Source organism: Rothia nasimurium, from assembly GCF_014217215.1.
Classification (GTDB): domain Bacteria; phylum Actinomycetota; class Actinomycetes; order Actinomycetales; family Micrococcaceae; genus Rothia; species Rothia avistercoris.
Genome location: NZ_CP056080.1, coordinates 486,171 through 512,392, shown reverse-complemented (window position 1 = coordinate 512,392; position 26,222 = coordinate 486,171). Strand labels below are relative to the sequence as shown.

Annotated in this window: 24 protein-coding genes and 1 tRNA gene; 12 read left to right on the top strand and 13 right to left on the bottom strand. The window is 62.5% G+C overall.

The genetic code is table 11. The features are described from left to right. Positions 1-47 precede the first annotated feature (47 nt). A complete protein-coding gene (locus HWU94_RS02460; RefSeq protein WP_244956052.1) occupies positions 48-2,621 on the top strand; it encodes a DEAD/DEAH box helicase in 2,574 nt (857 codons plus the stop codon). Positions 2,622-2,651: 30 nt separating this feature from the next. On the opposite strand, the gene HWU94_RS02455 is transcribed toward HWU94_RS02460, so the two are convergent. The 6 genes from HWU94_RS02455 to HWU94_RS02430 all read right to left on the bottom strand — a co-directional run bounded on the left by HWU94_RS02455 (position 2,652) and on the right by HWU94_RS02430 (position 6,372). Next, positions 2,652-3,026 carry an Rv3654c family TadE-like protein gene (locus HWU94_RS02455; RefSeq protein ID WP_185174167.1) on the bottom strand — a complete coding sequence of 125 codons (375 nt, stop codon included), beginning with the start codon at positions 3,024-3,026 and terminating at the stop codon, positions 2,652-2,654. Further along, positions 3,023-3,397 carry a TadE family type IV pilus minor pilin gene (locus HWU94_RS02450; protein ID WP_185174726.1) on the bottom strand — a complete coding sequence of 125 codons (375 nt, stop codon included), beginning with the start codon at positions 3,395-3,397 and terminating at the stop codon, positions 3,023-3,025. The genes HWU94_RS02455 and HWU94_RS02450 overlap by 4 nt, the downstream gene beginning before the upstream one ends. 119 nt (positions 3,398-3,516) lie before the next feature. Beyond that, complete coding sequence (locus tag HWU94_RS11585; protein WP_237194936.1) at positions 3,517-3,729, bottom strand: DUF4244 domain-containing protein; 213 nt, start codon at positions 3,727-3,729, stop codon at positions 3,517-3,519. Between the two features lie 332 nt (positions 3,730-4,061). After that, on the bottom strand, positions 4,062-4,499 hold the full coding sequence (locus tag HWU94_RS02440; protein ID WP_185174166.1) for a type II secretion system F family protein: 438 nt from the start codon (positions 4,497-4,499) through the stop codon (positions 4,062-4,064). A 35-nt stretch (positions 4,500-4,534) separates the two neighbouring features. Then, positions 4,535-5,251: a type II secretion system F family protein gene (locus HWU94_RS02435; protein ID WP_185174165.1), complete on the bottom strand. Its 717-nt coding sequence runs from the start codon at positions 5,249-5,251 to the stop codon at positions 4,535-4,537. Further along, positions 5,251-6,372: a TadA family conjugal transfer-associated ATPase gene (locus HWU94_RS02430; RefSeq protein WP_185174164.1), complete on the bottom strand. Its 1,122-nt coding sequence runs from the start codon at positions 6,370-6,372 to the stop codon at positions 5,251-5,253. Before HWU94_RS02430 ends, HWU94_RS02435 begins: the two co-directional genes overlap by 1 nt. Positions 6,373-6,485: 113 nt before the next feature. Between HWU94_RS02430 and HWU94_RS02425 the strand changes: the two genes are divergently transcribed. Next, the gene (locus tag HWU94_RS02425) at positions 6,486-8,255 is read left to right on the top strand and encodes a bifunctional 3'-5' exonuclease/DNA polymerase (protein ID WP_185174163.1); all 1,770 of its coding nucleotides are present in this window, start codon (positions 6,486-6,488) and stop codon (positions 8,253-8,255) included. 1 nt (position 8,256) lies between these two features. On the opposite strand, the gene HWU94_RS02420 is transcribed toward HWU94_RS02425, so the two are convergent. Both HWU94_RS02420 and nth read right to left on the bottom strand, forming a co-directional pair. After that, on the bottom strand, positions 8,257-9,000 hold the full coding sequence (locus tag HWU94_RS02420; RefSeq protein WP_185174162.1) for a CoA pyrophosphatase: 744 nt from the start codon (positions 8,998-9,000) through the stop codon (positions 8,257-8,259). 7 nt (positions 9,001-9,007) lie between these two features. Next, positions 9,008-9,910, bottom strand: coding sequence for an endonuclease III (nth, locus tag HWU94_RS02415; protein WP_185174161.1), 903 nt, complete (start codon positions 9,908-9,910; stop codon positions 9,008-9,010). Positions 9,911-10,089: 179 nt separating this feature from the next. Here nth and acs point away from each other — a divergent pair, with 179 nt between their 5' ends. The 3 genes from acs to HWU94_RS02400 all read left to right on the top strand — a co-directional run bounded on the left by acs (position 10,090) and on the right by HWU94_RS02400 (position 14,069). After that, on the top strand, positions 10,090-12,027 hold the full coding sequence (acs, locus tag HWU94_RS02410) for an acetate--CoA ligase (RefSeq protein WP_185174160.1): 1,938 nt from the start codon (positions 10,090-10,092) through the stop codon (positions 12,025-12,027). Between the two features lie 293 nt (positions 12,028-12,320). Further along, positions 12,321-12,776, top strand: coding sequence for a type II 3-dehydroquinate dehydratase (gene aroQ / locus HWU94_RS02405; RefSeq protein WP_185174159.1), 456 nt, complete (start codon positions 12,321-12,323; stop codon positions 12,774-12,776). Positions 12,777-12,785: 9 nt separating this feature from the next. Beyond that, entirely contained in the window at positions 12,786-14,069 is a 1,284-nt protein-coding gene (locus HWU94_RS02400) for an APC family permease (protein WP_185174158.1), read from the top strand. On the opposite strand, the gene HWU94_RS02395 is transcribed toward HWU94_RS02400, so the two are convergent. Further along, the gene (locus HWU94_RS02395) at positions 14,066-15,238 is read right to left on the bottom strand and encodes a MarP family serine protease (RefSeq protein WP_185174157.1); all 1,173 of its coding nucleotides are present in this window, start codon (positions 15,236-15,238) and stop codon (positions 14,066-14,068) included. The two genes, HWU94_RS02400 and HWU94_RS02395, sit on opposite strands and share 4 nt — an antisense overlap. A 376-nt stretch (positions 15,239-15,614) precedes the next feature. Between HWU94_RS02395 and HWU94_RS02390 the strand changes: the two genes are divergently transcribed. Then, entirely contained in the window at positions 15,615-16,292 is a 678-nt protein-coding gene (locus HWU94_RS02390; protein ID WP_083091991.1) for a Crp/Fnr family transcriptional regulator, read from the top strand. Between the two features lie 25 nt (positions 16,293-16,317). On the opposite strand, the gene HWU94_RS02385 is transcribed toward HWU94_RS02390, so the two are convergent. From HWU94_RS02385 to HWU94_RS02370, 4 genes are all read right to left on the bottom strand, one after another. Then, positions 16,318-16,692, bottom strand: a complete 375-nt coding sequence (locus HWU94_RS02385; protein WP_185174156.1) for a hypothetical protein — start codon at positions 16,690-16,692, stop codon at positions 16,318-16,320. 2 nt (positions 16,693-16,694) lie between these two features. Continuing rightward, positions 16,695-17,651, bottom strand: a complete 957-nt coding sequence (locus HWU94_RS02380) for an NUDIX hydrolase (RefSeq protein ID WP_185174155.1) — start codon at positions 17,649-17,651, stop codon at positions 16,695-16,697. Continuing rightward, the gene (locus HWU94_RS02375; protein ID WP_135014035.1) at positions 17,644-18,120 is read right to left on the bottom strand and encodes a RidA family protein; all 477 of its coding nucleotides are present in this window, start codon (positions 18,118-18,120) and stop codon (positions 17,644-17,646) included. The genes HWU94_RS02380 and HWU94_RS02375 overlap by 8 nt, the downstream gene beginning before the upstream one ends. Positions 18,121-18,209: 89 nt before the next feature. Next, the gene (locus HWU94_RS02370; RefSeq protein ID WP_185174154.1) at positions 18,210-18,416 is read right to left on the bottom strand and encodes a DUF4177 domain-containing protein; all 207 of its coding nucleotides are present in this window, start codon (positions 18,414-18,416) and stop codon (positions 18,210-18,212) included. A gap of 121 nt (positions 18,417-18,537) precedes the next feature. Between HWU94_RS02370 and HWU94_RS02365 the strand changes: the two genes are divergently transcribed. The 6 genes from HWU94_RS02365 (at position 18,538) to HWU94_RS02340 (ending at position 26,209) form a co-directional block, all read left to right on the top strand. Then, complete coding sequence (locus tag HWU94_RS02365; RefSeq protein WP_185174153.1) at positions 18,538-20,667, top strand: transglycosylase domain-containing protein; 2,130 nt, start codon at positions 18,538-18,540, stop codon at positions 20,665-20,667. A gap of 32 nt (positions 20,668-20,699) precedes the next feature. Continuing rightward, on the top strand, positions 20,700-21,629 hold the full coding sequence (locus HWU94_RS02360; protein WP_409348804.1) for a metallophosphoesterase: 930 nt from the start codon (positions 20,700-20,702) through the stop codon (positions 21,627-21,629). A gap of 43 nt (positions 21,630-21,672) precedes the next feature. Continuing rightward, entirely contained in the window at positions 21,673-23,547 is a 1,875-nt protein-coding gene (locus tag HWU94_RS02355) for an ABC transporter ATP-binding protein (RefSeq protein WP_185174151.1), read from the top strand. Continuing rightward, positions 23,544-25,361 carry an ABC transporter ATP-binding protein gene (locus tag HWU94_RS02350; RefSeq protein WP_185174150.1) on the top strand — a complete coding sequence of 606 codons (1,818 nt, stop codon included), beginning with the start codon at positions 23,544-23,546 and terminating at the stop codon, positions 25,359-25,361. Before HWU94_RS02355 ends, HWU94_RS02350 begins: the two co-directional genes overlap by 4 nt. A 65-nt stretch (positions 25,362-25,426) precedes the next feature. After that, positions 25,427-25,503 (top strand) — tRNA-Pro (locus HWU94_RS02345). Positions 25,504-25,648: 145 nt separating this feature from the next. Continuing rightward, positions 25,649-26,209, top strand: coding sequence for an NADPH-dependent FMN reductase (locus HWU94_RS02340; RefSeq protein ID WP_221625856.1), 561 nt, complete (start codon positions 25,649-25,651; stop codon positions 26,207-26,209). Positions 26,210-26,222 lie beyond the last annotated feature (13 nt).

The following is a 26,222-nucleotide window of genomic DNA, read 5'->3' as shown; positions in this document are numbered from 1 at the left end:
CAGCCGGAGCCCCGTCCACTCGCGCTCCCCAGCCCGGTGAGCTGGCCGTGGTGCTCGACCAGCTGGGGCTGGCATCCTTACCTGAGCAGGTCACCCATGTGCGCACTCTACCTGCCCGGCGCGCAGAAACTGCCCCCTGGCCGTCCTGGGCCCACCCGCGGGTAGTTGAGGCCTACCAGAACCTAGGGATCGCCGAGCCCTATCTACACCAGGTGCAGGCGGCTACGGCCGCGCACGACTCCCCCGGCAACCGGCACGTCATTCTGGCAACGGGAACCGCCTCGGGCAAGTCCCTGGCCTACCAGCTACCCGCCCTTGACGCTATCTACCGGGGCGAATTCGAGACCCAGGCTAGCGGCTTTGATTCTGGGCGAGCAACCGCCCTCTACCTCTCCCCCACCAAGGCCCTGGCGGCAGACCAGCTGGCCTCCCTACGCAACCTAGGACTTCCCGGGCTCGTGGCTGAGAGCTACGACGGCGATACCCCGCAGGCCGACCGCCGCTTTATTCGCGAGCGCGCCAACTTCATTCTGGCTAACCCGGATATGCTGCACCACGCCATCTTGCCCAATCATGCCCGCTGGGCGGGATTTTTGCGCAAACTCAAGTATGTGATTGTGGATGAAGCCCACAGCTACCGGGGAGTTTTTGGGGCCCATGTTTCTCTGCTGATGAGGCGCTTGCGGCGGGTGTGCCGCTACTACGGTGCTACCCCGGTGTTTATCGGGGCATCTGCTACTAGCGCTGAGCCTGCTGAGTCTTTTGCCCGGCTGATTGGGTCGCGGCCCACCGCGGTTACCGCGGTAACTGAGAGTACCGCCCCGCGCGGTGCTACCCATGTACTGCTGTGGGAGCCGGAGTTTACCGATACGGCTGCGGTCAAGGACAAGCTTTCTGCCCACGCCAACGGGGTAAGCGTTCGCCCCGGTGCCCAGGGCAATGGCGCGGGTGAGAACGGGGCGCCGGTGCGTAAGTCGGTCATTACCCAGAGCGCCGAGATGCTCACTGACCTGATAGTGAACCGTACCCGCACAATCGCCTTTATTAAGTCCCGTCGCGGGGCTGAAGCTATCGCGCAGACCGCTGGCCGCTATCTCGATGAGGTTGAGCCCGGCCTTTCTGACCGTATCGCAGCCTACCGGGCGGGCTACCTACCCGAGGAGCGGCGGGCCCTTGAGGCCAGCCTGCGCCGGGGTGAGATTCTGGGCGTAGCCTCGACCAACGCCCTGGAGCTGGGTATTGATATTGCGGGGCTAGATGCCGTGTTGGTGGGCGGCTGGCCGGGCACGCGGGCGTCCTTCTACCAGCAGATAGGACGAGCGGGCAGGGCAGGGCAGGACGCTTTTGCCGTCCTGATTGCCAGCGAAGACCCCCTCGATACCTACCTGGTACACCACCCCGAAGATATTTTTGACCGGCCGGTTGAAAAAACCGTTTTCGACCCCGAGAACCCCTATGTGCTTAGTCCTCATCTGTGTGCTGCGGCAGCTGAGATTCCCCTGCGCCGGGAGGAGCTTATGGTCTTTGGGCGCACTACCGAGGCGCTGTTGAGCCGTCTGGTGGAGCAGGGCTACCTGCGGCAGCGGGCCACCGGCTGGTTCTGGACCCACCCCGAGTCTGCCAGTGACTTTGTGAACCTGCGCGGGGGTGGTTCTCCCCTGCAGATTATTGACTGCGAAACGGGTGCCGTAATTGGCAGTATGGACGACGGCCACACCCACTCCCAGGGGCACCCCGGCGCTATTTACACCCACCAGGGCAAGACCTATGTGGTGGAAGATCTTGATGAGGACAATAAGGTTATTGCGGTCTCTGCGGTGAGCCCCGATTATTACACCCAGTCCCGTGATATCACCGAAGTTACCGTGCTGGGTGCTGAAGAAACGCGGCAGCAGGGGCAGGTGTCGTTGAACTATGGCAGGGTGCGGGTTCGTTCCCAGGTGGTGGGCTACCAGCGGAAGTCCCTGGTGGGCCAACAGGTTCTGGGTGATGAGCCGCTTGACCTTGCCCCGCAGGAGCTTCAGACCAGGGCTATCTGGTGGTCTATGCCAGCTACCCTGCTCCACGCTGCTGGGATTCATGAGCGGGATATCCCCGGGGCCCTACATGCCGCTGAGCACGCTGCTATTGGTCTGCTCCCCCTGGTAGCTACCTGCGACCGGTGGGACATCGGTGGTTTATCGACCGCCTTTCATATCGATACCGAACAGCCCACGATTTTCGTCTACGACGGCCACCCTGGCGGGGCTGGCTTTGCCGAGCGGGGCTTTGAGCAGGTAGGCCACTGGTTGAGGGCCACTCTCGATACGATTTTGGCCTGCGAGTGCGAGCTGGGCTGCCCCTCATGTGTGCAGTCCCCCAAGTGCGGTAACCGGAACGAGCCCCTACACAAGGCGGGCGCCGCCCGGCTTTTAGCTGCCCTGCTCGTTGAGGCCGATGAACTCACCGATGAAGAGCGCAGAAAACTGCTCAAGCCTTTAGGCCCGGCGGCTGAAAGCCCGGTAGCTGGGGAAACAGGAGCCGGGAGTTACGCGGTGGGACACCGGGTAGAGGGGAAACCTACACCGGTGGGTGTAGCTGAGTCTTTGACCGGCTTCGCCGCTACTGACGACCCCTTCTAGCCTTGCTATAGCGAGCGGGGCTGGCCTCGGTTATGAGGAATCAGGTGGCCCAGCCCGGGATATGCCCTCAGCGGGGCCAAGGAAAGCAAAGGGGCCGGTGATATCGACGAGGGTGCGGACGTCCACCGTCCCGCCCAACCCGGCGGGCTGGCCGCAGCCACCCAGCTGGGCCCCGTTGGATTGGGCAACGCGCTCGGCGACCGCGCAGGGCTCCCCGGGAGCAAGGCCACGGGCTGCGTCCGCTGCAGCAAGAGCCGCTAGATCCGCTGCTGCCGCTGCCCGGTGCTGCGCGGTAATGACCCCAATGAGTCCGGCGCAGGTAGCCCCGAGAATAAGAAGAGCGCAGACCAGGCCCACCGTGGCAACGGTGCTGCTTCCTCGTTCCCGCTCGACTTCGTGATTCATGGGTCAGCACTCCCGGTGGTGGCGCTGTATTCGGTAAGGGCCCGGGCATCGGCGGTAAGCGTCCAGCCGCTGATCTTTCCCATAACTCCCGGAGCCTGCCTGCTCACCGTTACTACCGTCATGTCGTCATCCTGAGCCAGGTGAACGGTAGCTGCGGGATCTATCTCCTGCACGATGCGGGTTACGGTCTCAGCTGTTTCCCCGCGGGCTGCTGCCCGGGCTCCCAGGCGAGCGCCCTCTTCCAGTTTGAGCTGCACGATACCGGTTGCGGCAGCTCCCAGCACCAGGGCCAGAACAAACACAAGGGCAGGGAGTATCACCGCAAACTCGGCAGTGCTTGACCCTCTCTCGTTTTCTGGTGCGGCTAGCATCTGCACGGTATCACCACCTTATCTTGGGCTGAGGGTTCCAGGGTTTTCAGGTATCGATTACGGATTTTCCTGTCTCTGTGCCCGGGCGGTTTAGCCCGGGTACAGAGACAGAAAGCGGTCTACGCGCCGGTTGAGAGAGCTGTTTGCACAAGACCCAGCAGCATCTGGCGGACTTCTTCAGATTTGAGAATGACCACGAGCAGACCCGCAAAGCCTACGGCAGCTAACATGACGATTCCGTATTCGGCGGTCGTAGCGCCTGCTTCGGGGTCGTCGAGACCGGCCTGAAAGACCTGGCCTTCTACAGGTGATGTGGGGTGAGTGTTCGACACGGTTTCCTCCTTGATGTGGTGCTCCTCGGCAGCTTTGCCGAGGCGCTGTGTTCTTTCGGGTTTTCTCGGGCGAAGTTGGGGTAAGGGGCAGGTTGAGGTGGTGAGAAAGACGCCGGGGCCTTCACCCGAGGTACCTGTAGCTTTCCAGCTGTCTGAGATGGCGTAAAGAGTAGTGTTACCTGTGGATAAGGGCAGCGGGCCTACTCTCCTGTCTTTTCAGGGAGCAAAGCTCCCAGCACCTTCTTCAGCGGTGTAGCCGTGACACCTTTATGACGCCTCCGCACCCTCCACTGGGTACCTGTGGACAACCTGTCCGTACCGCCTGCCCGCTTCTAAAAAAGCGCCGGAAACAGGGCTATGAGAACGGGTACCACTCCCAGGCAGATAAAGGACGGCAGCGAGCAAGCTCCCAGCGGCACCACCAGTTTGACGCTCAGCCGGGCAGCTGCCTTCTCGTAGGCCCGTTGCCGGTGGCGGCGCTGCCGCTGGGCCAGAACCCTCACCAGCTGGGCGCTCGGTGCGCCCGTGCTCAGCGTCAACCCCAGGGCCTCATACAGACCTACGAGCCCCGGGGCAACCGGCTGCTCCCAGGCATCCGCCCAGCTCTGCCCCTGATAGAGGCGCTCCACCACAGCGGTCAGCTCGGCCTCGTATCTTCCCTCTTCAAGCTGCCCCAGCTGGTGCAGCACCGCAGGGATCGAAAGACCTGCTGCGAGCATGGTGGCCGCCATATCCAGGTAGAGGGCAGCATCTAGTTCAGGAGCGGACACCCGGGGCTGCTTCCCCGCTCTCGATAAAGCCAGCATCACTGCCCCTCTTCCGCGCGACGAATCAGGCGGGCAGTCCAGCGGTTGCCGCACCAGGCCAGCGCCAGCCCCAGACCCCCAATAAGAGCTCCGGGAACTGAGCCTAGAAGCACCCCTAATGGGTCCGTACCCATCAGGATTCCCAGCCCCAGCCCCACAAAAGGCAGCCAGGAAAGGATTCGACCGGTAGCCCGCGGCCCGCTCAAAGCCGTCTCCCGCTGCTGGCGCAGGTCAATTTCCGTCTCCAGGTAACGGGCTAGACGCTCAAACACCTGGGCTAGTGAGGCCCCCGTCCGTTCCCCCACCTGCCAGCAGGCTGCCACCCTAGCGGTTCCCTGCCTCACACTCTCGCGCAGCTCAGCCTGCCCGGAAGCCTTCAGATACACACCGGCTAGGGGCAGGCCCTTCTGGGCTTGGGCGCTCGCGGTCTCAAAAAGCTGGGCCATCTGGGCCCGGGCAACTTCGAGGCCCTGCTGCTGACGCGCGGACGGCCGCAGCTTTCCCACAATTGCGAGCAGGCCGGATTTCTGTTCGGTGCGCCCTTCATGTTCTAGGCCCACCAGATAGGCCGCTACGTGGGTGCAGGCCTGCGCCGGTGAGCACCCCGCGCGCAGCAGGGCGGCAAGACGCCAGATGGCATCGGGCCATAGCTCCAGCTCTTCTAAGCCCACAGAATCGCTGCGGCCCCCAAGACTTTTCAGACTTTCGACCAGCATCAGGCACCTACCCCCGTGCTCTGAGACAGCCCGGCTGCCTGCTGGAGCTCTTCACCACCGGGGTGCCAGCGCAGATAGGTGCCGCGGCGGCGCGGCTCCACGGTACAGACCGGCTCAACGGCAAGGTTATGCCCGCCTACCAGCCGGTGAACCCCGCGTACTATACGGTGCTTACCCTCGCGTTCAAGGTGCACAATATAATCCAGCGCCGTCGCAGCCTGCAGGGCCACAGCCTGGCTACTCACCCCCGCAAGAGCCCCCATGGCATAGAGCCGGGCAGGCACAGACCCTGCGGAGTTAGCGTGCACCGTGGTACCGCTTCCAGAGTGGCCGGTGTTCATGGCCGTCAGCATATCCATGACCTCAGCTCCGCGGCACTCGCCCACCACCAGCCGGCTGGGCCGCATGCGCAGGGCCTGCCGAATCAGCTCGGCAAGCCCCACCTCGCCCTGGCCCTCGGCGTTAGCAGCCCGGGCCTGCAGGCTCACGGTATGCGGGTGGTCTAGGTGCAGTTCAGAAGTGTCTTCTACCAGCAGTAGCCGCTCACCGGCGTCCGCCTCCTGCAGCAGGGCACCCAGCAGGGTGGTCTTGCCGGTCCCCGTTCCACCGCTGACCAGCAGATTAGCCCGCGAGCGCACCAGCTGCCGCAGCACCTGCTCCAACTCGCGCCCCATCATGCCGCGCTCTTGTAGTTGCCGCAAGGACGGGCGCTGGGCCGGTTGAAGGCGCAGGGAGAGCAGGGTGCCGGAGCGACTCAGGGGTGGGAGCAGCGCGTGGATGCGGATTCCCTGCTGGGTTTGGACGTCGGCAGCCGGGTAGGCGTCGTCCAGGCGGCCACCAGCCGATAGGATCAGCCGGGTGGCCAGTGCCCGGACGGCTTCATCATCGGGGAAGGTAATGGCAGCCCGATGCAGAGTACCAGCGGCCTCATACCAGATATCCTGGGGGCCGTTGACGAAAATATCGGTCAGCCCTTCTCGGCCCACCAGGGGCGTGAGCGGGCCCAGATCGGTCTCGGCCGGTTCTACCGCTAAGAGCGGCACATCATCGGGTAGGTCTGTGGGGAGGGGCTCAAAGAAACGGCGCCGCGATCGGCGCACACGCATCTCAGTATCGGGCATGGCTACCTTTCAGGGTAGGTCCCTGCCCCGGCATCTTTCTCTTGTCTCTCTTTATGCCACAGAAGAAGTGCCGTGTCTAGCCCTGTGAACAGCACAAACGGCATAATAGAAAGATGTACATCGTGCTTGGCCCAGCGACCTCCCCCGGCGATACGCCCCTGTGGGAGGCTATTACGCTGAACGACACCGGCTCAGGCACCCACCGCACTTTCCCCTTCGCTAAGCTCCCCGACTTTGTGCGCGCGGTAGAGGCCCAAAACCCGCACCGGGTGATTCGCTGGGCCTGGGCGGACGCCCGCGAGCTCATGCCCGCCCTGCTGGCAGCTGGCGTCTCACCGGCGTCCTGCCACGACCTGCGCCTTGCCCAGCGAATCCTGTTCACCGCCGCCACCCGCGCCCAAAACAGGCTACCCTATACGCCCACCATCGACCTCACCCCCGAAGCCGCGCCTCCGGTAGGAGTGCTACCCGCCAGACGACAAATCGAGGGGCAAACCTCCCTCTTTGACGACCTGGGCCCTGCCTCCCTCGAACAGCACGAGGCAGCCGGGCCTAGCGCGTCCGCCCTTCTCACCGAACTCCATACCCAGCTAGAGGCCGTCGCCGCCTGCCCAGCCCCCGCCCGGCTCTCCCTCCTACTCGCCGCAGAATCCCAGGGTGCCCTCATCGCAGCCGAAATGAAGCACTACGGCATGCCCTGGAACCGAACCATCCACGAAAAAATCCTCGAGCATGCCCTCGGCCCCCGCCCCGCAGGCTACGACCGCCCCTACAAGATGGAGCGCCTCGCCGCCCGCATCCGCGAAGAACTCGGCGCCCCCAACCTCAACCCCGACTCACCCCAAGAAGTCCTCAAAGCCCTCCAGGCAGCCGGCCACTCGGTCACCTCTACCCGCAAATGGGAACTCACCGAATGGGCCAACGCCGTCCCCCACCTGCGCGAAGAACGCTGGCAGCTCGTCCGCCCCCTGCTCGACTACAAACGCCTCGCCCGACTCTACACCGCCAACGGCTGGAACTGGCTCGACACCTGGGTAACCAACAACCGCTTCCACCCCACCTACGAAGTCGGCTCCGCCGCCACCGGCCGCTGGGGCGGGCACGGCGGCGGAGCCATGCAAATCCCCAAGGACGTCCGCCCCGCCATCCGCGCCGAAGAGGGCATGATGCTCACCGTCGCAGACGCCGCCCAAATCGAACCCCGCATCCTCGCCGTCATGAGCGGCGACCGCGCCCTTGCCGTCGCCGGGCGCGGCGCCGACCTCTACCTCGGCATCGCCCAGATTGGCGAACGCACCGGCAGCGTGCTCAACGACCGCTCCCACGCCAAAATCGCCCTGCTCGCCGCCATGTACGGAGCCACCACCGGCGAAGGCGGGCAACTCATGCCCCACCTCAAAAAAATGTTCCCAGCCGCCATCGGTCTCACCGAACGCGCAGCCGACGTAGGCCTGCGCGGCGGGCAGGTCACCACCTACCTGGGGCGCACCTCCCCCGCCCCCTCCCACGCCTGGTTCCAAGCCCAACGCAACCAGGTCACCGCAGCCGACGAACGCGCCGCCCGCTCAGCCGCCCGCGCCCACAGCCGCTTCACCCGCAACTTCGTCATCCAGGGAACAGCCGCCGAATGGGCCATCATCTGGATGGCCCAAATCCGCAAACGCCTCCGCACCGAACGCCGCTTCGGCAAACGTATGCAAACCCGCCTGGTCTACTTCCTCCACGACGAAATTATGCTCTACGGGCCAGTCGGCGAATCAGCCCGCGCCGCCGAAATCGTGCGCGAATCGGCGCAAGCTGCCGCCGAACTCATCTTCGGCCCCACCGATGTCGAATTTCCCGTCACCGTGGTCACCACCGACGACTACTCGCAGGCTAAGTAGGCTAGGTCCCAATTTCCCGGGTGCGCTTCTTATCCCAGGGCTCTTCCCAGCCCAGCTCTTCAAAGACGCGGGAAAGCAGGTTGCCGGTGAAGCCCCAGATGGTAAACGGGGCGAAGTCGCCGGTCACCTCAAAAGCCGGGGATTTGTGCCTGGTCCGGCCGCGAGTCACCGTCATGGTCAGCCGGTTAGCCGGGTTCAGCAGGTCTGCCACCGGTACACGTACCACCAGGGTTGACTCGTTCCGGTCTACTGCCGCCACCGGGGTCGGTAGGTCCCACCAGCCCAGTACGGGAGTCACCCGGTAGTTACTTACCGGCAAATCGACCGCCGGGAGCTGACCCAGCAGGCGCACCCCCTCAGCCTGCAGGCCGGTCTCTTCCACGGCCTCCCGCAGGGCAGCTACCTGCTGGACGGTTCGTCCGGTACGGGCTGCCTCGTCGTAGTCCTCAGGGTCGATCCGCCCGCCGGGCAGGGCAGGCTGACCGGCATGATGGTGCAGGGCATCCGACCGAACCAACACCAAGAGGTCAAGGTCCGAAGCAACCGTGCCGCACCCGGTATTCTGCGCCGGAGCCTCATCAAGCACCCTCATTAGCACCAGCACAGCGGCCTCTTTAACGGTGCCCGGGTCCATCTGCCCAATCGGCCACGAATCCTCGGGGCGCACAACGCTCGGGGCCCGCTCCGCCAACTCCTGCAAGGCCGCTAGGGCGGGGTGCTGCCCCGCTATCTCTTCCCCTGACATCTCTTTCCTAGGCACTGAGCGTCCACCCCTCTTCCCGCAGCTGACGACGGGTAGCGCCCTGCACAAAACGCAGGTGCAGGCGCTCACGCCCCGGGGCCATCTCGTACTTGAGCAGTTTCTCTGCCGCCACCGGGTCGGTTTCACCGGCACCGTAAGCCGGGCAAAGGTCGGCAACGGGGCAAGCCCCGCAGGCCGGTTTTTGGGCGTGACAGATGCGGCGGCCGTGGTAGACCAGCCGGTGGGAAAGCTGCGTCCAGTCCTTGGGTTCAAAAAGCTCAGCGACCTGGCGTTCGACCTTAACGGGGTCTTCTTCAGTGGTAAAGCCAAAGCGGCGAGCCAGGCGGCCGAAGTGGGTATCGACGGTAATTCCCGGCTTGCCAAAGGCATTACCCAGCACCACGGAAGCGGTTTTTCGCCCCACGCCGGGGAGCTTAACTAACTCCTCAAGCGTGCCCGGCACCTGCCCGCGGTGATCTGCCACCAGCTGGGCTGCCAGGTTCACGATTGCCTTGGCTTTGGAGCGGTAGAAGCCCAGGGGCCGCACAATGTCTTCCACGTCTTCAATCCACGCGGACGCCAGCGCCGCCGCATCGGGGTAGCGGGCAAAAAGTTCGGGGGTGGTGGCATTGACGCGCACGTCGGTGGTTTGGGCTGAGAGCACGGTAGCTACGAGGAGCTCAAAGGGGTTATCAAAGTCGAGTTCGGCAACCGCATAGGGGTAGGTCTCCCCCAAAATACGGTTGATTTTGCGGGCACGACGGGTCAGAGCTAGAGGGCTTTCGGCCTCACCGCGAGCTGCCGCGCGGGCGTGCTTTCGGGCGGACGCTCGTGCCTTAGGCTCGGGTACAGAGCGGGTTTCAAGCTGGGCGAGCTCGTCAGGGCTAAGAGGTACATCGGCATGTAGGGGCATACACCCAAGCCTACCGCCGCCCGTCCTTGCGGTACCCGGGTTAGCTGCCACCGGCGTCCTGATTTCGCGTAACACGAACGCGCAAATTTGTGACTAGCGCTACATGGTGCGCTAAGGTGAGAAAAAGTCCGTTTGTGGCGCACATCAATGACGCGCCCCACAGAACAGGAAGGCACACCATGACCGACACCCAGGACGTCTTCGCCCCCAGCGCCGAGTTCTCAGCCCAGGCCAACGCCCAGCCCGGCATCTACGAAGAAGCCAAAGAAAAAGGCACCGAATTTTGGGCAGAACAGGCCCGCAACCTGCTCACCTGGTACAAGCCCTTCACCGAAACCCTCGACTGGTCCAACCCGCCCTTCGCCAAGTGGTTCGCAGACGGCGAGCTCAACGCCTGCTACAACGCCGTAGACCGCCATGTTGAAGCAGGTAACGGCGACCGCACCGCCATCCTTTTTGAGGGTGAGCCCGGCGACACCAAGTCCTACACCTATGCAGAGCTCAAGGACGAGGTCTCCCGCGTAGCCAACGGCATCGAATCCCTGGGTGTTTCTAAGGGCGACCGCGTTGCTATCTACATGCCCATGATTGCCGAAGCTGTTATCGCCATGCTGGCTTGCGCCCGCATCGGCGCTGTGCACTCCGTCGTCTTCGGCGGCTTCTCAGCCGATGCCCTGCTCTCCCGCATCGAGGACGGCGAGGCCAAGCTGGTTATCACCGCCGATGGCTCCTTCCGCCGTGGCAAGCCCTCCATGCTCAAGCCCGCCGTCGACACCGCCCTGGCCAAGGGTGGCTCTTCGGTCGAAAAGGTTCTGGTCGTCAAGCGCAACGGCGAAGATATCAACTGGGTTGAGGGCCGCGACGTCTGGTGGCACGAGCTGGTTGCCGAGCAGTCCACCGAGCACGAGCCCTCCCGTCAGAACGCCGAAGACCCCCTCTTCATCCTCTACACCTCCGGCACCACCGGTAAGCCCAAGGGTATTCTGCACACCACCGGCGGCTACCTCACCCAGGGCGCTTTCACCCACAAGAACATCTTCGACCTCAAGCCCGAGACCGACATCTACTGGTGCACCGCAGATGTCGGCTGGGTCACCGGCCACTCCTACGTCGCCTACGGCCCCCTGGTCAACGGCTCCACCCAGGTCATCTACGAAGGCACCCCCGATGCCCCGCACCGCGGCCGCTTCTGGGAAATCGTGCAGAAGTACGGGGTGACCATCATGTATACTTCCCCCACCGCTATCCGCACCATGATGAAGTGGGGCGAGGACATCCCCGCCCAGTACGACCTGTCCACCCTGCGCGTGCTCGGCACCGTGGGCGAAGCCATCAACCCCGAAGCCTGGCGCTGGTTCCACCGCGTCATCGGTGGCGGCAAGTGCCCCATCGTCGATACCTGGTGGCAGACCGAGACCGGCGCGATCATGGTCTCCCAGCTGCCCGGCATCACCGCAGCCAAGCCCGGCAGCGCCCAGCAGCCCATTCCCGGCATCACCATCGACGTGGTGGACGACCTGGGCGAGTCCCTGCCCAACGAGCAGTCCGGCTTCCTGACCATCCGTGAGCCCTGGCCCTCCATGCTCCGCACCATCTGGGGTGACGACGACCGCTTCGTCGACACCTACTGGTCCCGCTTCGAGAAGATGTACTTCGCCGGCGACGGTGCTAAGCGCGACGCCGACGGCGACCTCTGGGTCCTGGGCCGCGTGGACGACGTCATGAACGTCTCCGGCCACCGTCTCTCCACCCCCGAAATCGAATCGGCCCTGGTCTCCCACCCCGCGGTCGCCGAGGCAGCGGTTGTCGGTGCAGCCGACGAAACCACCGGCCAGGCCGTCATGGCCTTCGTCATCCTCAACGACGAAGCCAAGGCAGCAGGGCACGACGAAACCGAGCTGGCAGAGCAGATTCGTGCTCACGTGGGCGTCGAAATCTCCCCGATTGCCAAGCCCAAGCGCGTGCTGATTGTGGATGATCTGCCTAAGACCCGATCCGGCAAGATCATGCGCCGCCTGCTCAAGGACGTCGCCGAAGACCGCCCGGTTGGCGACACCACCACCCTGGCAGACCCCACCGTCATGGAAGCTATCGAGGCTAACTTCAAGAAGGGTTAGAACGCACGACATAACAGGATGAGGCTTTATTCATTAGGGTAGGTGGAGCAGGCTCACAGCGAAGCTGCTGGCTCGGCGGCTGGCGTGAATCGCCTTGTGAGCGAAGCGAACCAGCGAGAGGGTCGGCAGCGAGCGTGAGCCTGCGGAACCCCCTTATGAATAAGCCTCTATGTGGGGCATGCGTGCCCCACATCAGTCGAGGCTAGTGTTCTTTGATTAAACGCCCGCCCCATTGCGCTCCATTTATGGCAGCAAGCTGGAGGCGGGTGTTTTCGTGTGAAAAACTAGAAGCTATGGCAACACCACAGACTGCACCACGACATATCTCCGTGATCAACGGCCCCAACCTCAACCTGCTCGGCGTGCGCAAACCCGAGATTTACGGGCGCACCACCCTAGCCGACATCGAAGCAACCCTGCGTACCCAAGCCACCGAGCTGGGCTACGAGATCAGCTTCATGCAGTCCAACCACGAGGGCGACCTCATCGACGCAATCCAGGCAGCCCGTACCGCGTCCGCCGGTATCATCATCAACCCGGCAGCCTACACCCACACCTCTGTGGCCCTGCACGACGCCCTCGAAGCGGCCGAATTGCCGGTTGTCGAAGTGCACCTCTCTAACGTGCACAAGCGGGAGCCCTTCCGCCACCACTCCTACGTCTCGCCCCAGGCGACCGCCGTGATTGCCGGTGCAGGCACTCAGGGCTACGAGCTGGCACTCTCCTTCCTAGCCCGCCACCTGGGCTAGTTCGGCACGATGGCTACCAAACCTCGGGCGCAGCTGACCCTCACCGACGCCGTCTATATCGGTGCCGGGTCCATGATTGGGGCTGGCCTCTTTGCCGCCTTCGCGCCGGCAGCGGCAGCAGCTGGGAACTGGCTGCTGCTCTCCCTAGCCCTAGCTGCTTTTCTCGCCTTCGCTAATGCCACCTCTTCGGCCCAGCTGGCCGCCCAGCACCCCGAATCAGGCGGCACCTACATCTACGGCAACCGCCAGCTCGGCCATATCTGGGGCTTTGCAGCGGGGTGGTGCTTCGTCATCGGTAAAACGGCCAGCTGCGCCGCTATGGCCATGACCTTTGCCGCTTATCTGGCACCGGGCTATGAAAAGCTCCTGGCTATCGCCGCAGTTGCCGCCCTCACCGCCGTCAACTACAGGGGCATCACCCGTACCGCAGCCCTCACTAAAATCCTGGTCACCCTGGTGCTCCTAGCCCTGGCCGTCTTTTTCGGTGCGGTTCTACTCGGGGTAGCTCCGGCCCCCGCAGCGATCGCTGCCAGCGCAGGGAGCGGGGCGGGAGCGTCCGCCACGCCCACTAGCCCGGCGGCAACTATCTACGGGGTCATGCAGGGTGCTGGCCTGCTCTTCTTTGCCTTCGCCGGCTACGCCCGTATTGCCACCATGGGGTCAGAGGTCAAAGACCCCGCCCGCACCATTCCGCGGGCTATCATCATTGCCCTGACGCTGGTGGGCACCCTGTACCTGCTGGTCGCCCTCGCGCTCATCCACCAGCTGGGTTATGCGGGCTTGGCGGGAACGTCGGCCCCGCTGGCTGCGGCGGTAGGGTCGTCCGCACCCCTGAGTGCCCTCATGAGTATTGCGGCTTCTCTCGGTGCACTCGGGGCGTTGCTGGCCCTCATCACCGGCATCGGCCGCACAGGTCACGCCATGGCTACCCACCGCGACCTGCCCGCCTACTTTGCGCACCTGCACCCGGTCTACGGGGTGCCCTACCGGCTAGAAATCACCGTAGCGGTGGCCGTGACCGCCCTGATTTTGTTCTTTGATGTGCGCGGCGCTATCGGCTTTTCGTCCTTCGGCGTGCTGCTCTACTACTGCGTGGCGAACCTGGCAGCCTTCACGCAAACCGTCCCCTACCGCCGCTACCCGCACGCCCTGCAGGTTGCCGGGGCAGCGGGCTGTTGCTTGGTGGTGGGGACGTTGCCGCCCGCCTCTATCGCAGGCGGGCTACTTCTGCTGGGGGTGGGGCTAGCGGTTTACCTTCTGTACGCCCGCCCCACCCAGGCCGCGAAGCCCTAGTTAGGTACGCACTGGCCGGTTGCAACCGCTGAGGACGAGGCGTTTACCTGAGTTAGAGTCTCAATGATCTGCGAGGCCGGAACAGCGTAGCCGGTCTGGCTCTGGGTCGACTTAGCAAAGACCATAGCCATGACCTGCCCGTCCTCGGTGAGCACGGGGCCGCCGGAGTTACCCTGCTGGACCTGGGCAGCTAGCTGGTAGACCAGGCGGGAGGGGTTGGTTTCCCCGGTCTGCGCGTTGATGGTTTGGGTGTAGCCGAGCCCCTGGACGATCGCTGCCCGGCTGGCGAAGGGGCCGCCGCCCGGGTAGCCCATAAAGGCAACTTCAGTGTCTGAAGCGACCTCGGCTTCGTTCAGGGTCAGGGGGGCTAGGGCCAGGTCGGGAGCACTGATAATCGCGATATCGCGTTCAGTATCGTAGTAGACCACATCGCCCGTTGCAGCCTGACCGTCGCGGCTCAGCAGGGTAGGGGTGCTCACACCCGCAACCACGTGCGCGTTGGTCACCACGAGACCACCGTCCACCACGAAACCCGAACCCTCAGATGTGTAATTACAAGCCTGGGCTGCACCCACAACCTGCACCACCGACCAGCCAGCTTCTTCCAGCGCAGCTGTTTCAAGGGTGCCGAGCGGAGCGGACTGCTCAGGGTAAAGCAGCTGAGAAATCTCGGGCAGACCGGTGGCTTGCACAATCTGGCCCCGAACCTCGGTTACTTTTTCTTGCACGGACGCCGGGGTCACCTGCATCATCCAGGTCACCACCTTAGATTCTGCGGTAAGGGCAGTAACCGCTGGGATACCCAGAGGGCGGACGACCAGCACCACGGTCACGATGACCAGCGAGGCCAGCACCATATTGAGCAGGCCACCGGTAAGGCGCTCTAGACCGCGCAGGGGCGTGCGATCGCTTGCCCTGCGGATTGCACTGCCCAGGGTCATACCCAGGGTCTGCCCTAGCACCAGGCAGGCGAGCACTGTACCCAGTCCGGCAAGAAGGTACCACCGAGAACTGACCTGGTTAATCACCCAGGGGGTTGCGTAGATAGCTGCAACTGCACCCAGCACAAAACCTACAAAGGTACCAAGGGTGACAAAAAGGCCCTGCCGCACACCAGCTAAAAAGTAGAGGGCAATAATAGCGATAATGACCCAGTCAAGTACGGTCATGACTCTCCATTCAACGGGGAAGGCTGAGCAGGCCGGGTTCCGGTACCTATCGCTGCAGCAAGACACACCGCAGCAGATAGTGCAGCTCCTGCCAACGTTCAGCCCTCACAGGAATACCACAGCCTACACTCCCAACCTGAAAAAATAGGCGGAAACTAGGGAAAAATTCTCGGTGATGCCGTCTATCCCCGCGGTCTTTGGGTATCGAAAGCACCAAATATCCTGTAGGCTCGTAATAGTTGAATAAGTCACAGATAAAAGTGCTGTGTGATGAACTAGGCAAAGACTATGCTTAGAAGTCTGCCCGCCCTGTACGTACAGGGCACCGCACTCGAATCGCCCTTTAGATCCACCATTTCAGGAGTAAAAGAGAACCATGGATATTGAAGTACTACGCCGTGCTCCGCTGTTCGCTTCACTCGACGACGAAGCCTTTGCAGCACTGACCGAAGACATCACCGAAGTTGACCTTTCACGCGGTGCTACCCTCTTCTACGAAGGCGACCAGGGCGATCAGCTCTACTTTGTTATCTCAGGCAAGATGAAGCTGGGCCGCACCGCTTCCGACGGCCGTGAGAACCTGGTAGCTATCATGGGCCCCGGCGAAATCTTCGGCGAGATGGCCCTGTTCGACCCCTCACCCCGTTCAACCAGCGCAACCGCTGTCTCTGAGACCCGCCTGGCCGGTGTGAAGCACGAGTCCCTGCGCAAGGCCATGGAGAAGTCCCCCAACATCTCCGCTCAGGTTCTGCAGGCTCTGGCCCGCCGCCTGCGCCGCACCAACGAGAACCTGGCCGACCTGGTCTTCTCAGACGTACCCGGTCGCGTTGCCAAGGCCCTGCTTGACCTGGCTGACCGCTTCGGCCGTCCTGCTACCGACGGTGTGCTGGTTGCCCACGAGCTGACCCAGGAAGAGCTGGCCCAGCTGGTCGGCGCTTCCCGTGAGACCGTAAACAAGGCTCTGGCCGAGTTCGTTTCCCGCGGCTGGATCCGCCTGGAAGCTCGCGCTGTGGTCATCCTCGACCTGCAGCGTCTGCGCCAGCGCTCCCGCTAAGGTGGGGCGGGCGCCCTGCCTGCTCTCAATACTCTAAAACCGGGTGGTCAGCTCTAGCTGACCACCCGGTTTTTTGCACCTGCCCAGGGGGCAGGGGGCGGACGCCGGTGGTTAGCAGGACCAGGGTGCTGTTTCTGGCCCCGTCTGGCTGGGGGATTTTTCCCAGGCCCTTGAGGATATAGGCGGTGCCGCGCACCAGTAAAGTAAGGGCCGCCAAGTAAGAGAGCCCCAGGCAGACCAAGCCTAGCCCTGGGATAATTTGTAGCCCCAAGGCGCCCAGCCCCAAGCGTCCACCGATAATAGTAACCAGTAGCAGACAGGCCCCCAGGGTCGCCCATCTGGTAAGTCTCTGCGACTGTGAGATGGATGCTGAGCTGGGGGCCTGATGCTTGCGGGGCATGGCTAGACCTTTTTCTCCTGCACCGCCAGGTAGCAGGTACCGGCGGCGTCCTGTTTGACCTCGGGCAGGTAGAGGGAAACCTGGCGTCGCTTGGCCAGGAAGGCAACCGCCCCGGAGGCGGCAGCGAGCTGTTCCAGCAGGTACATGACGCCGGGGGTCACCAGCTCCTGGAAGGGCACCCCAACGGTGTCGTCCTGCCCGATTTCGTTACCGAGTTCCACGCTCATGGGGTGGGCAACCAGCTCACGCACGCTGACCCAGCGCCCCCAAATTCCCTTCCCGGCGAGCAGGGAGGGGTTCTGCCCCACCGGCACCGCGCAGGTGAAATAATGAATGTCGTAGCGCTTGTGGAAGAAGCCCGGTGACTGCCAGCGGGCTAGGGGCTTGAGCAGGTCGGCACGGATTTTAAGACCGCGGCGTTCCAGGTAGTCAGCAAAGGTTTTATCCTGCTGAGCTACAGCAAGACGCGAGGCCATACACTCGTGCCCGCTAGTGAGCTCAATAGTCGAGAGCTCACCACTGCCAGCTAAGAGCACGCCGGTCTCTTCAAAGAGCTCACGCACCGCGGTAACTACGGCAGCGTTAGCTGCCCCCAGATCGTCCTCGCTGAAAGCCTTGGCCCAGTATTCACCGCTGGGGCCCACCCAGCCGATGGGGGCGGCGTCCTCGGGCACGCCCAGGCCGCCGGGGAAGGCAACCCGACCCATAGGAGATTTAACCCGGTAGGTCATAAAGGTTTCAGGCCCAGAAGCACCATCACGCACAAAAACGACCGCGGCGGCAGGCTTAGCCGCGCGCGGTGTACAGTCCCCCTCATTGAGCCAGGTACGGGCGGATTCCTGCTGGCTTGACGGGATGGGGTGGGTTTTGGGGGCCGGAGCCGCCGCCGAGACATAGGGGGCGGACGCCGGCGGCGGCACCCGCTTGAGGGCGCCGGTATACATGGGTTGGCTAGGCATATTCCACAATGATTTCAACTTCTACCGGGGAGTCCAGCGGTAGTACCGGCACGCCAACGGCTGAGCGGGCGTGCACGCCTGCCTCGCCAAAGACCTCGCCCAAAAGCAGGGAGGCCCCGTTGATGACGGCGGGCTGGCCGGTGAAGGAGGGGTCTGACGAAACGAAGCCGACCACCTTGACCACGCGGGTGACGCGGTCAAGATCGCCGATAACGGACTTGACGGCAGCCAGGGCGTTCAGAGCTGAGAGGCTAGCCAGCTTCTGGGCGGTCTCGGGGTCTACAAAGCCTTCGGCGCCGGAGTCTGAGACCTTGCCGGTGGCGGGCAGCTCGCCCTTAACGAAAGGCAGCTGGCCCGAAGTATAGACGTAGTTACCGCTGGTGACGGCAGGAACGTAGGCGGCTACCGGGGCTGCCAGCTCAGGCAGGTCGTAGCCAAGTTCTTTGAGGCGGTCTTCGATCTTTGACACGGTATACCTTCTTGAAAAGCAATGTTTCTAGGGGCCAAAAACCGGGCTCGTGGCTATGGTCAGCCTGAACCCGGTTCTGGTGTGAGTATTTAGTTGCTAGCCTTCTTGCGCTTGAAGTAGGCGATCGGATTGCCCTGAGTGGGAGCAACCATGTTTCCGGCGGGGGTGGCACCGCTGGGGGCGGGGGCACCGGGGAGCACGGTAACGAGCTCCCAGCCGTCTTCACCCCAGTTGTCGAGGATCTGCTTGGTTGCGTGAATCATCAGGGGCACTGTTGCGTATTCCCATTTTTCCATAGCACCAAGCCTAGACTACCGGGGCTAAAAAGACGACTCTTACACCTCTCACAGGTTTTTCTTGGGTGGCTGTGACATGCGCGCCGGTGCGTTTTTCGCCCTGAGCCGATAAACTGATGCAATGGCTTCTTCAAAGAATGTGCGAAAGAGGCGCCGTAGCCCCGGCGACCTTGTTCAGTTTATTGCGCTGAGCATCATTGCCGGTTTTATTGCGGCGCTGATTATGGTGCCCCCTACAACGGCACTGAGTGCATCTATTAATGCATCAATGAACTGGTTTAAGAGTCTGCCCGCGACCCTCAGCGACGGCCCACGTTCACAGCCGTCTGTTATCTACGCGAATGACGGTAAAACCGAGCTTGCCTCCTACTACGCTCAGAACCGCACCGATGTGGCGCTGGATGACATCTCCCAGCACATGAAAGACGCAATTCTTTCGTCCGAAGACCGCAACTTCTACGACCACGGCGCGGTTTCCCCCATGGGTATCGCCCGTGCTCTGGTCAATAACATCATCAACCCGAACGCCCGTCAGGGCGCCTCAACCCTAACCCAGCAGTACGTCAACAACCTGCTCATTGACGCTGCTGAACAGTCGGGCGAAGAGGCTTCCACTTTGGGGGCCAACAAGGACTACCTTGACAAGGTCAAGGAAATCAAGCTGGCCATTTCGATGGAACAGAACCTCTCTAAAGACGAGATTCTCGAGGGTTACCTCAACATCATTAACATGGGCGGCTCCAACTACGGCGTAGAGGCAGCAGCCTACTACTACTGGGGTATCTCAGCTTCAGAGCTCAGCATCTCCCAGTCGGCCATTTTGGCGGGCATGGTGGTCTCCCCCAACATGTACCGCCCCGATGTCAACCCCCAGCTGGCGAAGGAACGCCGTGACGTTGTGCTGGGCACTATGTACCGTGACGGCAAGATTACCGAAGACGAGTATTCAGATGCCCTCAACGAGGACATTGAACTCGACATTCACACCACCCCCATGGGTTGCTCTACCGCCGGTGACTTTGCACATTTCTGCTACTACGCTGTTACGGACTTCCTGAACGACGAAACCTACGGCGCAACCGAGGACGATCGCACCAACGCCCTCTACCGCGGCGGCTACAAGATCATTACCACCATTGACCCTGACGCCCAGAAGGACGCCAAGACCCAGGTCGAAGCCACCCAGCCTTCCACCAACAACCCCGACCGTGTCAGTGCCTCTCTCGTTTCAGTTGCTCCCGGCACCGGCAAGATTATTGCCATGGCCCAGAACTCCGGCTACGGCCCCTCTGATACAAGCGACTTTGCGGATAACTACTTCAACTTCAACGTGAGTGTCTCCCACGGTGGTACAGCAGGCTTCCAGCCCGGTTCAACCTTCAAGGCCGTGATTCTGGCCCAGTGGATTAAGGACGGCAAGGGCGTCAACGCCACCATTGATGGCACTTCCCTCAGCTACCCCAAGAGCTTCCAGTGGCCTGCTAAATGCGAGGAGGGCGGCTTCGTTACCTCCGAAGACGCTGATGGCTACGTCTTCACCAACTCTGAAGGCGGCAGCCAGAGCTGGGGTACCGTGGCCTACGGCCTGAAGAACTCCATTAACTCCTACTCCATTAAGATGGCGTCGGTGACCGATGCCTGTGCCCTCAACGACCTACGGGCCAAGCTCCGCATCACCGACGGTAACGGGGCAGACCCCTATTCCATCACCCGCCCCGCCTACCTGCTGGGTGGTTGGCCCCAGGGTACCACCCCGCTGATTATGGCTTCGGCCTACGCCACTTTTGCCAGCGGCGGCACCTACTGCGAGCCTGTTTCGCTGGAGAAGGTCAGCAAGGGCGATACCGAGGTCAAGACCTATGAGTCCACCTGTGAGCGCGTACTTGAAGAGGACGTTGCCAACGGCGTGAACTACGTACTCAAGCAGGTTCTGGTGGACGGCTCGGGTTACCAGCGCGGTATTGGCCTGACCGATGCGTCCGCCGCTAAAACCGGTACCACCGATAACTCTGCCCAGACCTGGACCGTAGGGTACACGCGCGGCCTTTCCACCGCATCATGGGTGGGCAGCATGGAAAACACCTCTCGCCCTCTCAACGGCCTTTCCATCAACGGTAGAGTTCTGGACTACGTGGACGGTGCCACCTACGCAGCTGCCCAGTGGCAGAAGTTCATGCAGGCCCAGGCTAAGAACTACAACACCGATAAGTTCGATACCCCCTCGAACACGGTTCTTGGTACTAACCAGTAAGGACTCCCTTGAATTCTCAGAATTCTCGTGGCGTGGCGGCTTCAGCTGGCACCCTGGCTCAGACCCTTTCAGGGGTTCTGGCAGCGGGTGCCGTAGCTGGGGCCGCCACGGCCGCTTATGCCCACTTTATTGAGCTCAATAACTTCCAGGTGCGCCGGGAAACCCTGCCGATTCTGCCGGCAGGTAGCCCCGATTTTAAGATTCTGCATATCTCGGATATGCATATGATTCCGGGGCAGGCCCAGAAAACCGCCTTTATGCATTCTCTAGCCGAGCTAGAGCCTGACCTGGTCATCAATACCGGCGATAACCTCTCCCATCTCGATGGCCTTCCCGCCCTACTAGAGGCCCTGGACCCCCTGCTGGATTTCCCGGGTGTCTATGTGCCCGGCTCTAACTGCTACTTTGCCCCGGTGCCCAAAAACCCGGCCCGCTACCTCTGGAAGAAGAACACCGGGGACGAGGCCAACGACCAAACCCGCGCGGTACTCCCCACCCAGGTAATGCACGATGCCTTCGATGCCCGCGGCTGGGTAGGGCTGATTAACCGCTATGAGACGCTCACCCTCGGAGGGCTGCGCCTAGAATTCTCCGGGGTGGACGACCCCCACCTGGAGTACGACCGCCACCCCGGTTTCTCCCCCACAGCTTTCAGCGCGGAGCCGGGCCCGAGCGTCCGCCTGGGTGTCTGCCACGCCCCCTACCTGCGCACCCTGGACCGGTTTGCGGACGACGGCGCCCAGGCTATCTTCGCGGGCCACACCCACGGTGGGCAGGTGTGCCTCCCGGGTGGGCGGGCCCTAGTGTCCAACTGTGACCTACCCCCGGCCCGGGCTAAGGGCCTCTCCTACCAGGGGGACGTACCTGTGCAGGTAACGGCTGGCCTGGGCACCTCACGCTATGCCCAGGTGCGACTCTTCTGCCCACCCGAGGCTGTACTGGTGACGCTGACGGCCCGGTAACCTATCTGGTTTTTGCAGGAATGCAAATGTAAGATAGATTACTATGGCTTCTCGACTACTGCGCGTCTCCCCCATACCCACGCCTCCCCCTGTGCCCTACGGTGCCCGCACAGAGCAGGACATCACCCTCTGGCAGTACTCCCGTCCTATTCGCGCGCGCTGGGTCTGCGGGCTTTTCGTAGCACTCACCGCAGCCATTATCGCTATCTCCATCCCCCAGGTGCTGGGCTGGATTGTCGATGCCATGCTGACCGACCAGCCCACCGTAGGAGCGGTCTGGGCAGGCGGCGCCCTGGTCTTTGCGCTGGGTCTAGCCCAATCTGCCCTTTTCTTCCTGCGTAGGCAGCTGGTTATTGAACCCGCCAGCACGGTAGAAAACACCATGCGCATCGACCTCTTCGACCGTCTGCTGCGCTCCCCCGTGGCCTTCCACGACCGCTGGCCCTCGGGTCAGCTGCTCACCCGAGCCATGAGCGACCTGGGCACCATTCGCCGCTGGACTGCCTTCGGCCTGATCCAGATCATTACCGTGGCGGTGCAGGTGACGGTGGGTAGCTTCTATATGTTCACCGGCTCCTGGCAGCTGGGCCTTGTCTTTCTTGCCAGTATGCCGCTGACCCTCTTCTGCGTCTGGCGGTTTGTACTGACCTTCCGCACCCTCACCCGCCAGGCCCAGGAGCGCACCGGTGACCTGGCAACAACCGTCGAAGAATCGGTTCAGGGTCTGCGCGTGCTCAAGGCGCTAGGGCGAGGCCCGCATGCCCTGGCCGGGTTCCGCCAAGAAGCCCAAGAACTACTAGACCTTGAAGTTGCGCGAGGCCGGGCCATGGGGCGGGTCCGCATGCAGAGCACCTTCATCAGCGGGGCCTCCCTCTGCGTAGCCCTACTCTGGGGCCTGCACCTGGTGAGCACCGGCGTTATGACTGTCGGTGCCCTCACCAGCTATTTCGCCACCGCCACCATCCTCTTCACCCAGGTGGAGCGCTCGGGCATGCTGATTTCTATGTACCTGGCGTCAAGCGTTTCTATGGACCGCCACCGCCAGGTCATGGTGGGCGAGGCCGGCGAAGATATCGATCTTCTACCTGCCCACCGCGAGCGCCCCGGTACAGCAGCTGCCCGCCTTGATTTTCAGGACGTCACCTTCAGCTACGGGGAGCAGGAGCAGCAGGTGCTCACCGGCTTCTCTCTGCAGGTGCGCCCGGGAGAGATTATTGCCCTGGTCGGTTCGACCGGGTCGGGTAAGTCTACCGTCCTTCAGCTGGTGCAGAGGCTCTATGAGCCGACCGCGGGCAGCATCAGCCTGAACGGTCGCGATATCGCCTCCCTTCCCCTGCCTGAGCTGCGTTCCCAGGTAGCAATTGCCTTTGAAGACCCCCTGCTGTTTTCGGCGAGCGTGCGCAATAACGTCCTGCTGGGGCTAGACCGCAGCGAACTCACCCTGGCTGAGGAAGAAGCCATTCTGACCCGCGCCCTGACCGTGGCTGCCGCTGACTATGTGTACCAGCTCCCTGATGGAATCGATACCGTCATCGGCGAAGAAGGCATGAGCCTATCTGGCGGCCAGCGCCAGCGTCTTTCGCTAGCGCGCGCTATCGCTGCAAGCCCGGCTGTCCTCTTGCTCGATGATCCGCTCTCTGCCCTCGACGTGACGACAGAAGAAAAGGTGGTGGGTCTGCTCAAGCAGGAGCTGACCGAGACCACCACTCTGCTCACGGCCCACCGGCCCTCTACGGTGGCCCTGGCAGACCGAGTGGTGCTCTTGCAGCAGGGGCAGGTAGCTGCAGTGGGTACCCACACCGAGCTGCTCGGCAACCCCATCTACCGCGACCTGATGAGCACCGACACTCAGCTCACCCCCGTAAGGCCGACGGATGCCGGTGAAGTGGAGAGCAAGATGCAGGAGGGCGGGCGATGAGCCAGAGAATTACCGATTCAGAAGATAAGATTCAGCTCTCTAAGAGCGAAGCTAAAGCCGTTCGCCGCCGGTCGGTGGCGCTCTTACTCGATGTGCTGCGCCCGGTGCGGGGCCACCTGCTCTTCACCCTTTTTCTGGTGATCCTAGCAACGGCCCTGACCACGGCGATGCCCTGGCTCATTTCTACGGCCATCAACGATGCCCTAGAACCCCTGCTGGCGGGAGACAGCAGCTACGCGGTGACGCTGGCAGCCCTCTATGTAGCGGCAGCGGTCGTGGCCGGTTTAGCGACCTACACCAATATTCTGCTCACCTACAAGATTTCCCAGAAGGTACTCTTTGACCTGCGCCAGCGTATGTTTGAGCACGCCCAAAAACTCTCGGTAGGCTTCCACGATACCTACACCTCGGGTCGTGTAATCTCCCGCCTCACCAGTGACCTCGATACGATTCGGCAGTTCCTCGACTCGGGGCTTTCTGAGCTTGCAGCCATGCTGCTCTCCATCTCCTTTACCATCGTGGCCCTCTGCCTGATGGACTGGCGGGCTGGCCTCGCCCTACTTGTGATGATGCTCCCCGTCACCTGGCTCACCGCCTGGTTCCGCCGCGAATCTGAACTGGCCTACCGGGCCCAGCGGGTGGCGTCCGCCCGCATCATCTCCCGCTTTGCCGAGACCTTCACCGGCCTACGTGCCGTCAAGGCCTTCTGTGCCGAGGCAAGCTCGCGCGCAGCCTACGCGGACGCCGCCGAGGACTACCGGGTGCGCGTTATGCAGTCCATCAAGGTACACGGCACCTACATGCCAGCCCTTCAGGCCCTGGGCAACACCTTTGTTGCCATTGTGCTCGTCATCGGTGGCTACTCTATTCTGGGCGGGTCCATGCAGGCAGGCACTCTGCTAGCCCTGGTCATCTACGCCAACCGGGTCTTTGAACCTATCTTCATGCTCTCGGACTACTACAACATGTTCCAGTCAGCTGTCTCGGCCCTGGAAAAGGTGTCGGGTTTCCTCGCCGAAGAGCCCGAGGTAGCCGAGCCCGAGCGTCCGGCCCGCCGAACCGCTCCCGCAAGCGGCCACCTGGTCTTTGACGAGGTTGAGTTTGAGTACGTCGAAGGACGCCCCACCCTGCACCGTCTGAATCTCGATATCCCTGCCGGGCAGCGCCTAGCCCTGGTGGGCGAAACCGGCGCCGGTAAATCAACCATCGCCAAACTCATTGCCCGCTTCTACGATGTCACCCACGGGCAGCTCACCCTCGACGGGGTAGACCTGCGCGACCTATCCGATGAGCAGCTGCGCCGTGAGGTCGTCATGGTCACCCAGGAGGCCTACCTTTTCAAGGGCACCGTGGCCGACAATATCCGCCTGGGCAACCCGGCTGCCAGCGATGAAGAGGTGTTCGAGGCGGCTCGCAAGGTCGGGGCCTACGACTTCATCACCGGCCTACCCCAGGGTTTCGATACTAACCTTTCTAAGCGCGGCGGGCGGGTCTCTGCGGGCCAGCGTCAGCTCATTTCCTTTGCCCGGGCTTTCCTGGCCGACCCGGCCGTCCTAATTCTCGATGAAGCCACCGCCTCTCTCGATATTCCCACCGAAAAGCTGGTGCAGCAGGGGCTCGAGTCCCTGCTGGCGGGGCGCACCTCTGTGGTGATTGCGCACCGCCTCTCCACGGTCCTCACCGCCGACCGGGTGCTGGTGGTGTCGGACGGGCGCGTGGTGGAGGACGGCTCTCCAGCCGCTCTGGTCGAGGCCGGCGGACGCTTTGCCGCTATGGCTCAGGCCTGGGAAGAGAACAACAGTACCGAGGGCTAAATCGGGGTGATTTGGCAGGCTTAAGACCACCGCGCTATACTTGAGAGGTTGTTATAAGCAACAATCGGGATGTGGCGCAGCTTGGTAGCGCGCGTCGTTCGGGACGACGAGGCCGCAGGTTCAAATCCTGTCATCCCGACCAAGCATAACCGCCCCTGGATCTAGCCGGGGGCGGTTTTTTGTTGCCCGCTTTTGCCCCCATAGGGTCACACAGCGTCATAAATACTTGCCGTGTAAAGTTTACCGGGGGTAAGCTGAAGAAAAATGCAGAAGTGAAAGGACGACCCGTGTCACAGAAAATTCTCGTTATCTCCGGCTCAGACCGCGACGGTTCCTTCAACACCCAGCTCGCCGAGCAGCTCGTCGAAGCCCTAGAAAATGAGAGCCAGCGCGCTGAGGTCTACGATTTCTCGGCAGTTCCCCTGCTCAGCCAGAACTCCGAATTCCCCGCCCCGGCCTCCGTCGAAAAGCTACGCGCCGATATCGCTAATGCGGCCGGCCTGATTCTGGTCTCCCCCGAATACAACGGCTCCTACCCTGCCCGCCTGAAGAACCTGATTGACTGGGCATCACGCGCCGTTATCGCAGGCGATAACACCACCCCCACCGTACTGAACGGCAAGAAGGTCGGCGTTGCCTCAGTCGCCAACTCAACCTACGGCAAGTTCGTGCGCGAAAACCTGCGTAGCCTACTCCCCTACGTTCGTGCCAACCTGATGGAGGGCGAGGGCCTGGGCATCCGTATCCCCGGTGAGGCCTGGGGCACCGGCAAGCTAGAACTGGACGAAGAGCAGCAGAAGAACGTTGATCAGTTCGTTGCTGACTACCTGAAGTTCCTGGCCGACTAATCACCTGAACTCA

What these genes read in the sequence shown, in the direction of transcription:
- HWU94_RS02350 (WP_185174150.1), top strand. Translation starts at nt 23,544, where the DNA reads ATGAGCCAGAGAATTACCGATTCAGAAGATAAGATTCAGCTCTCTAAG.
- HWU94_RS02370 (WP_185174154.1), bottom strand. Translation starts at nt 18,416, where the DNA reads ATGGAAAAATGGGAATACGCAACAGTGCCCCTGATGATTCACGCAACC.
- HWU94_RS02450 (WP_185174726.1), bottom strand. Translation starts at nt 3,397, where the DNA reads ATGCTAGCCGCACCAGAAAACGAGAGAGGGTCAAGCACTGCCGAGTTT.
- HWU94_RS02435 (WP_185174165.1), bottom strand. Translation starts at nt 5,251, where the DNA reads ATGCTGGTCGAAAGTCTGAAAAGTCTTGGGGGCCGCAGCGATTCTGTG.
- HWU94_RS02355 (WP_185174151.1), top strand. Translation starts at nt 21,673, where the DNA reads ATGGCTTCTCGACTACTGCGCGTCTCCCCCATACCCACGCCTCCCCCT.
- HWU94_RS02430 (WP_185174164.1), bottom strand. Translation starts at nt 6,372, where the DNA reads ATGCCCGATACTGAGATGCGTGTGCGCCGATCGCGGCGCCGTTTCTTT.
- HWU94_RS02380 (WP_185174155.1), bottom strand. Translation starts at nt 17,651, where the DNA reads ATGCCTAGCCAACCCATGTATACCGGCGCCCTCAAGCGGGTGCCGCCG.
- aroQ (WP_185174159.1), top strand. Translation starts at nt 12,321, where the DNA reads ATGGCAACACCACAGACTGCACCACGACATATCTCCGTGATCAACGGC.
- HWU94_RS02395 (WP_185174157.1), bottom strand. Translation starts at nt 15,238, where the DNA reads ATGACCGTACTTGACTGGGTCATTATCGCTATTATTGCCCTCTACTTT.
- HWU94_RS02385 (WP_185174156.1), bottom strand. Translation starts at nt 16,692, where the DNA reads ATGCCCCGCAAGCATCAGGCCCCCAGCTCAGCATCCATCTCACAGTCG.
- nth (WP_185174161.1), bottom strand. Translation starts at nt 9,910, where the DNA reads ATGCCCCTACATGCCGATGTACCTCTTAGCCCTGACGAGCTCGCCCAG.
- acs (WP_185174160.1), top strand. Translation starts at nt 10,090, where the DNA reads ATGACCGACACCCAGGACGTCTTCGCCCCCAGCGCCGAGTTCTCAGCC.
- HWU94_RS02420 (WP_185174162.1), bottom strand. Translation starts at nt 9,000, where the DNA reads ATGTCAGGGGAAGAGATAGCGGGGCAGCACCCCGCCCTAGCGGCCTTG.
- HWU94_RS02365 (WP_185174153.1), top strand. Translation starts at nt 18,538, where the DNA reads ATGGCTTCTTCAAAGAATGTGCGAAAGAGGCGCCGTAGCCCCGGCGAC.
- HWU94_RS02390 (WP_083091991.1), top strand. Translation starts at nt 15,615, where the DNA reads ATGGATATTGAAGTACTACGCCGTGCTCCGCTGTTCGCTTCACTCGAC.
- HWU94_RS02425 (WP_185174163.1), top strand. Translation starts at nt 6,486, where the DNA reads ATGTACATCGTGCTTGGCCCAGCGACCTCCCCCGGCGATACGCCCCTG.
- HWU94_RS02455 (WP_185174167.1), bottom strand. Translation starts at nt 3,026, where the DNA reads ATGAATCACGAAGTCGAGCGGGAACGAGGAAGCAGCACCGTTGCCACG.
- HWU94_RS02400 (WP_185174158.1), top strand. Translation starts at nt 12,786, where the DNA reads ATGGCTACCAAACCTCGGGCGCAGCTGACCCTCACCGACGCCGTCTAT.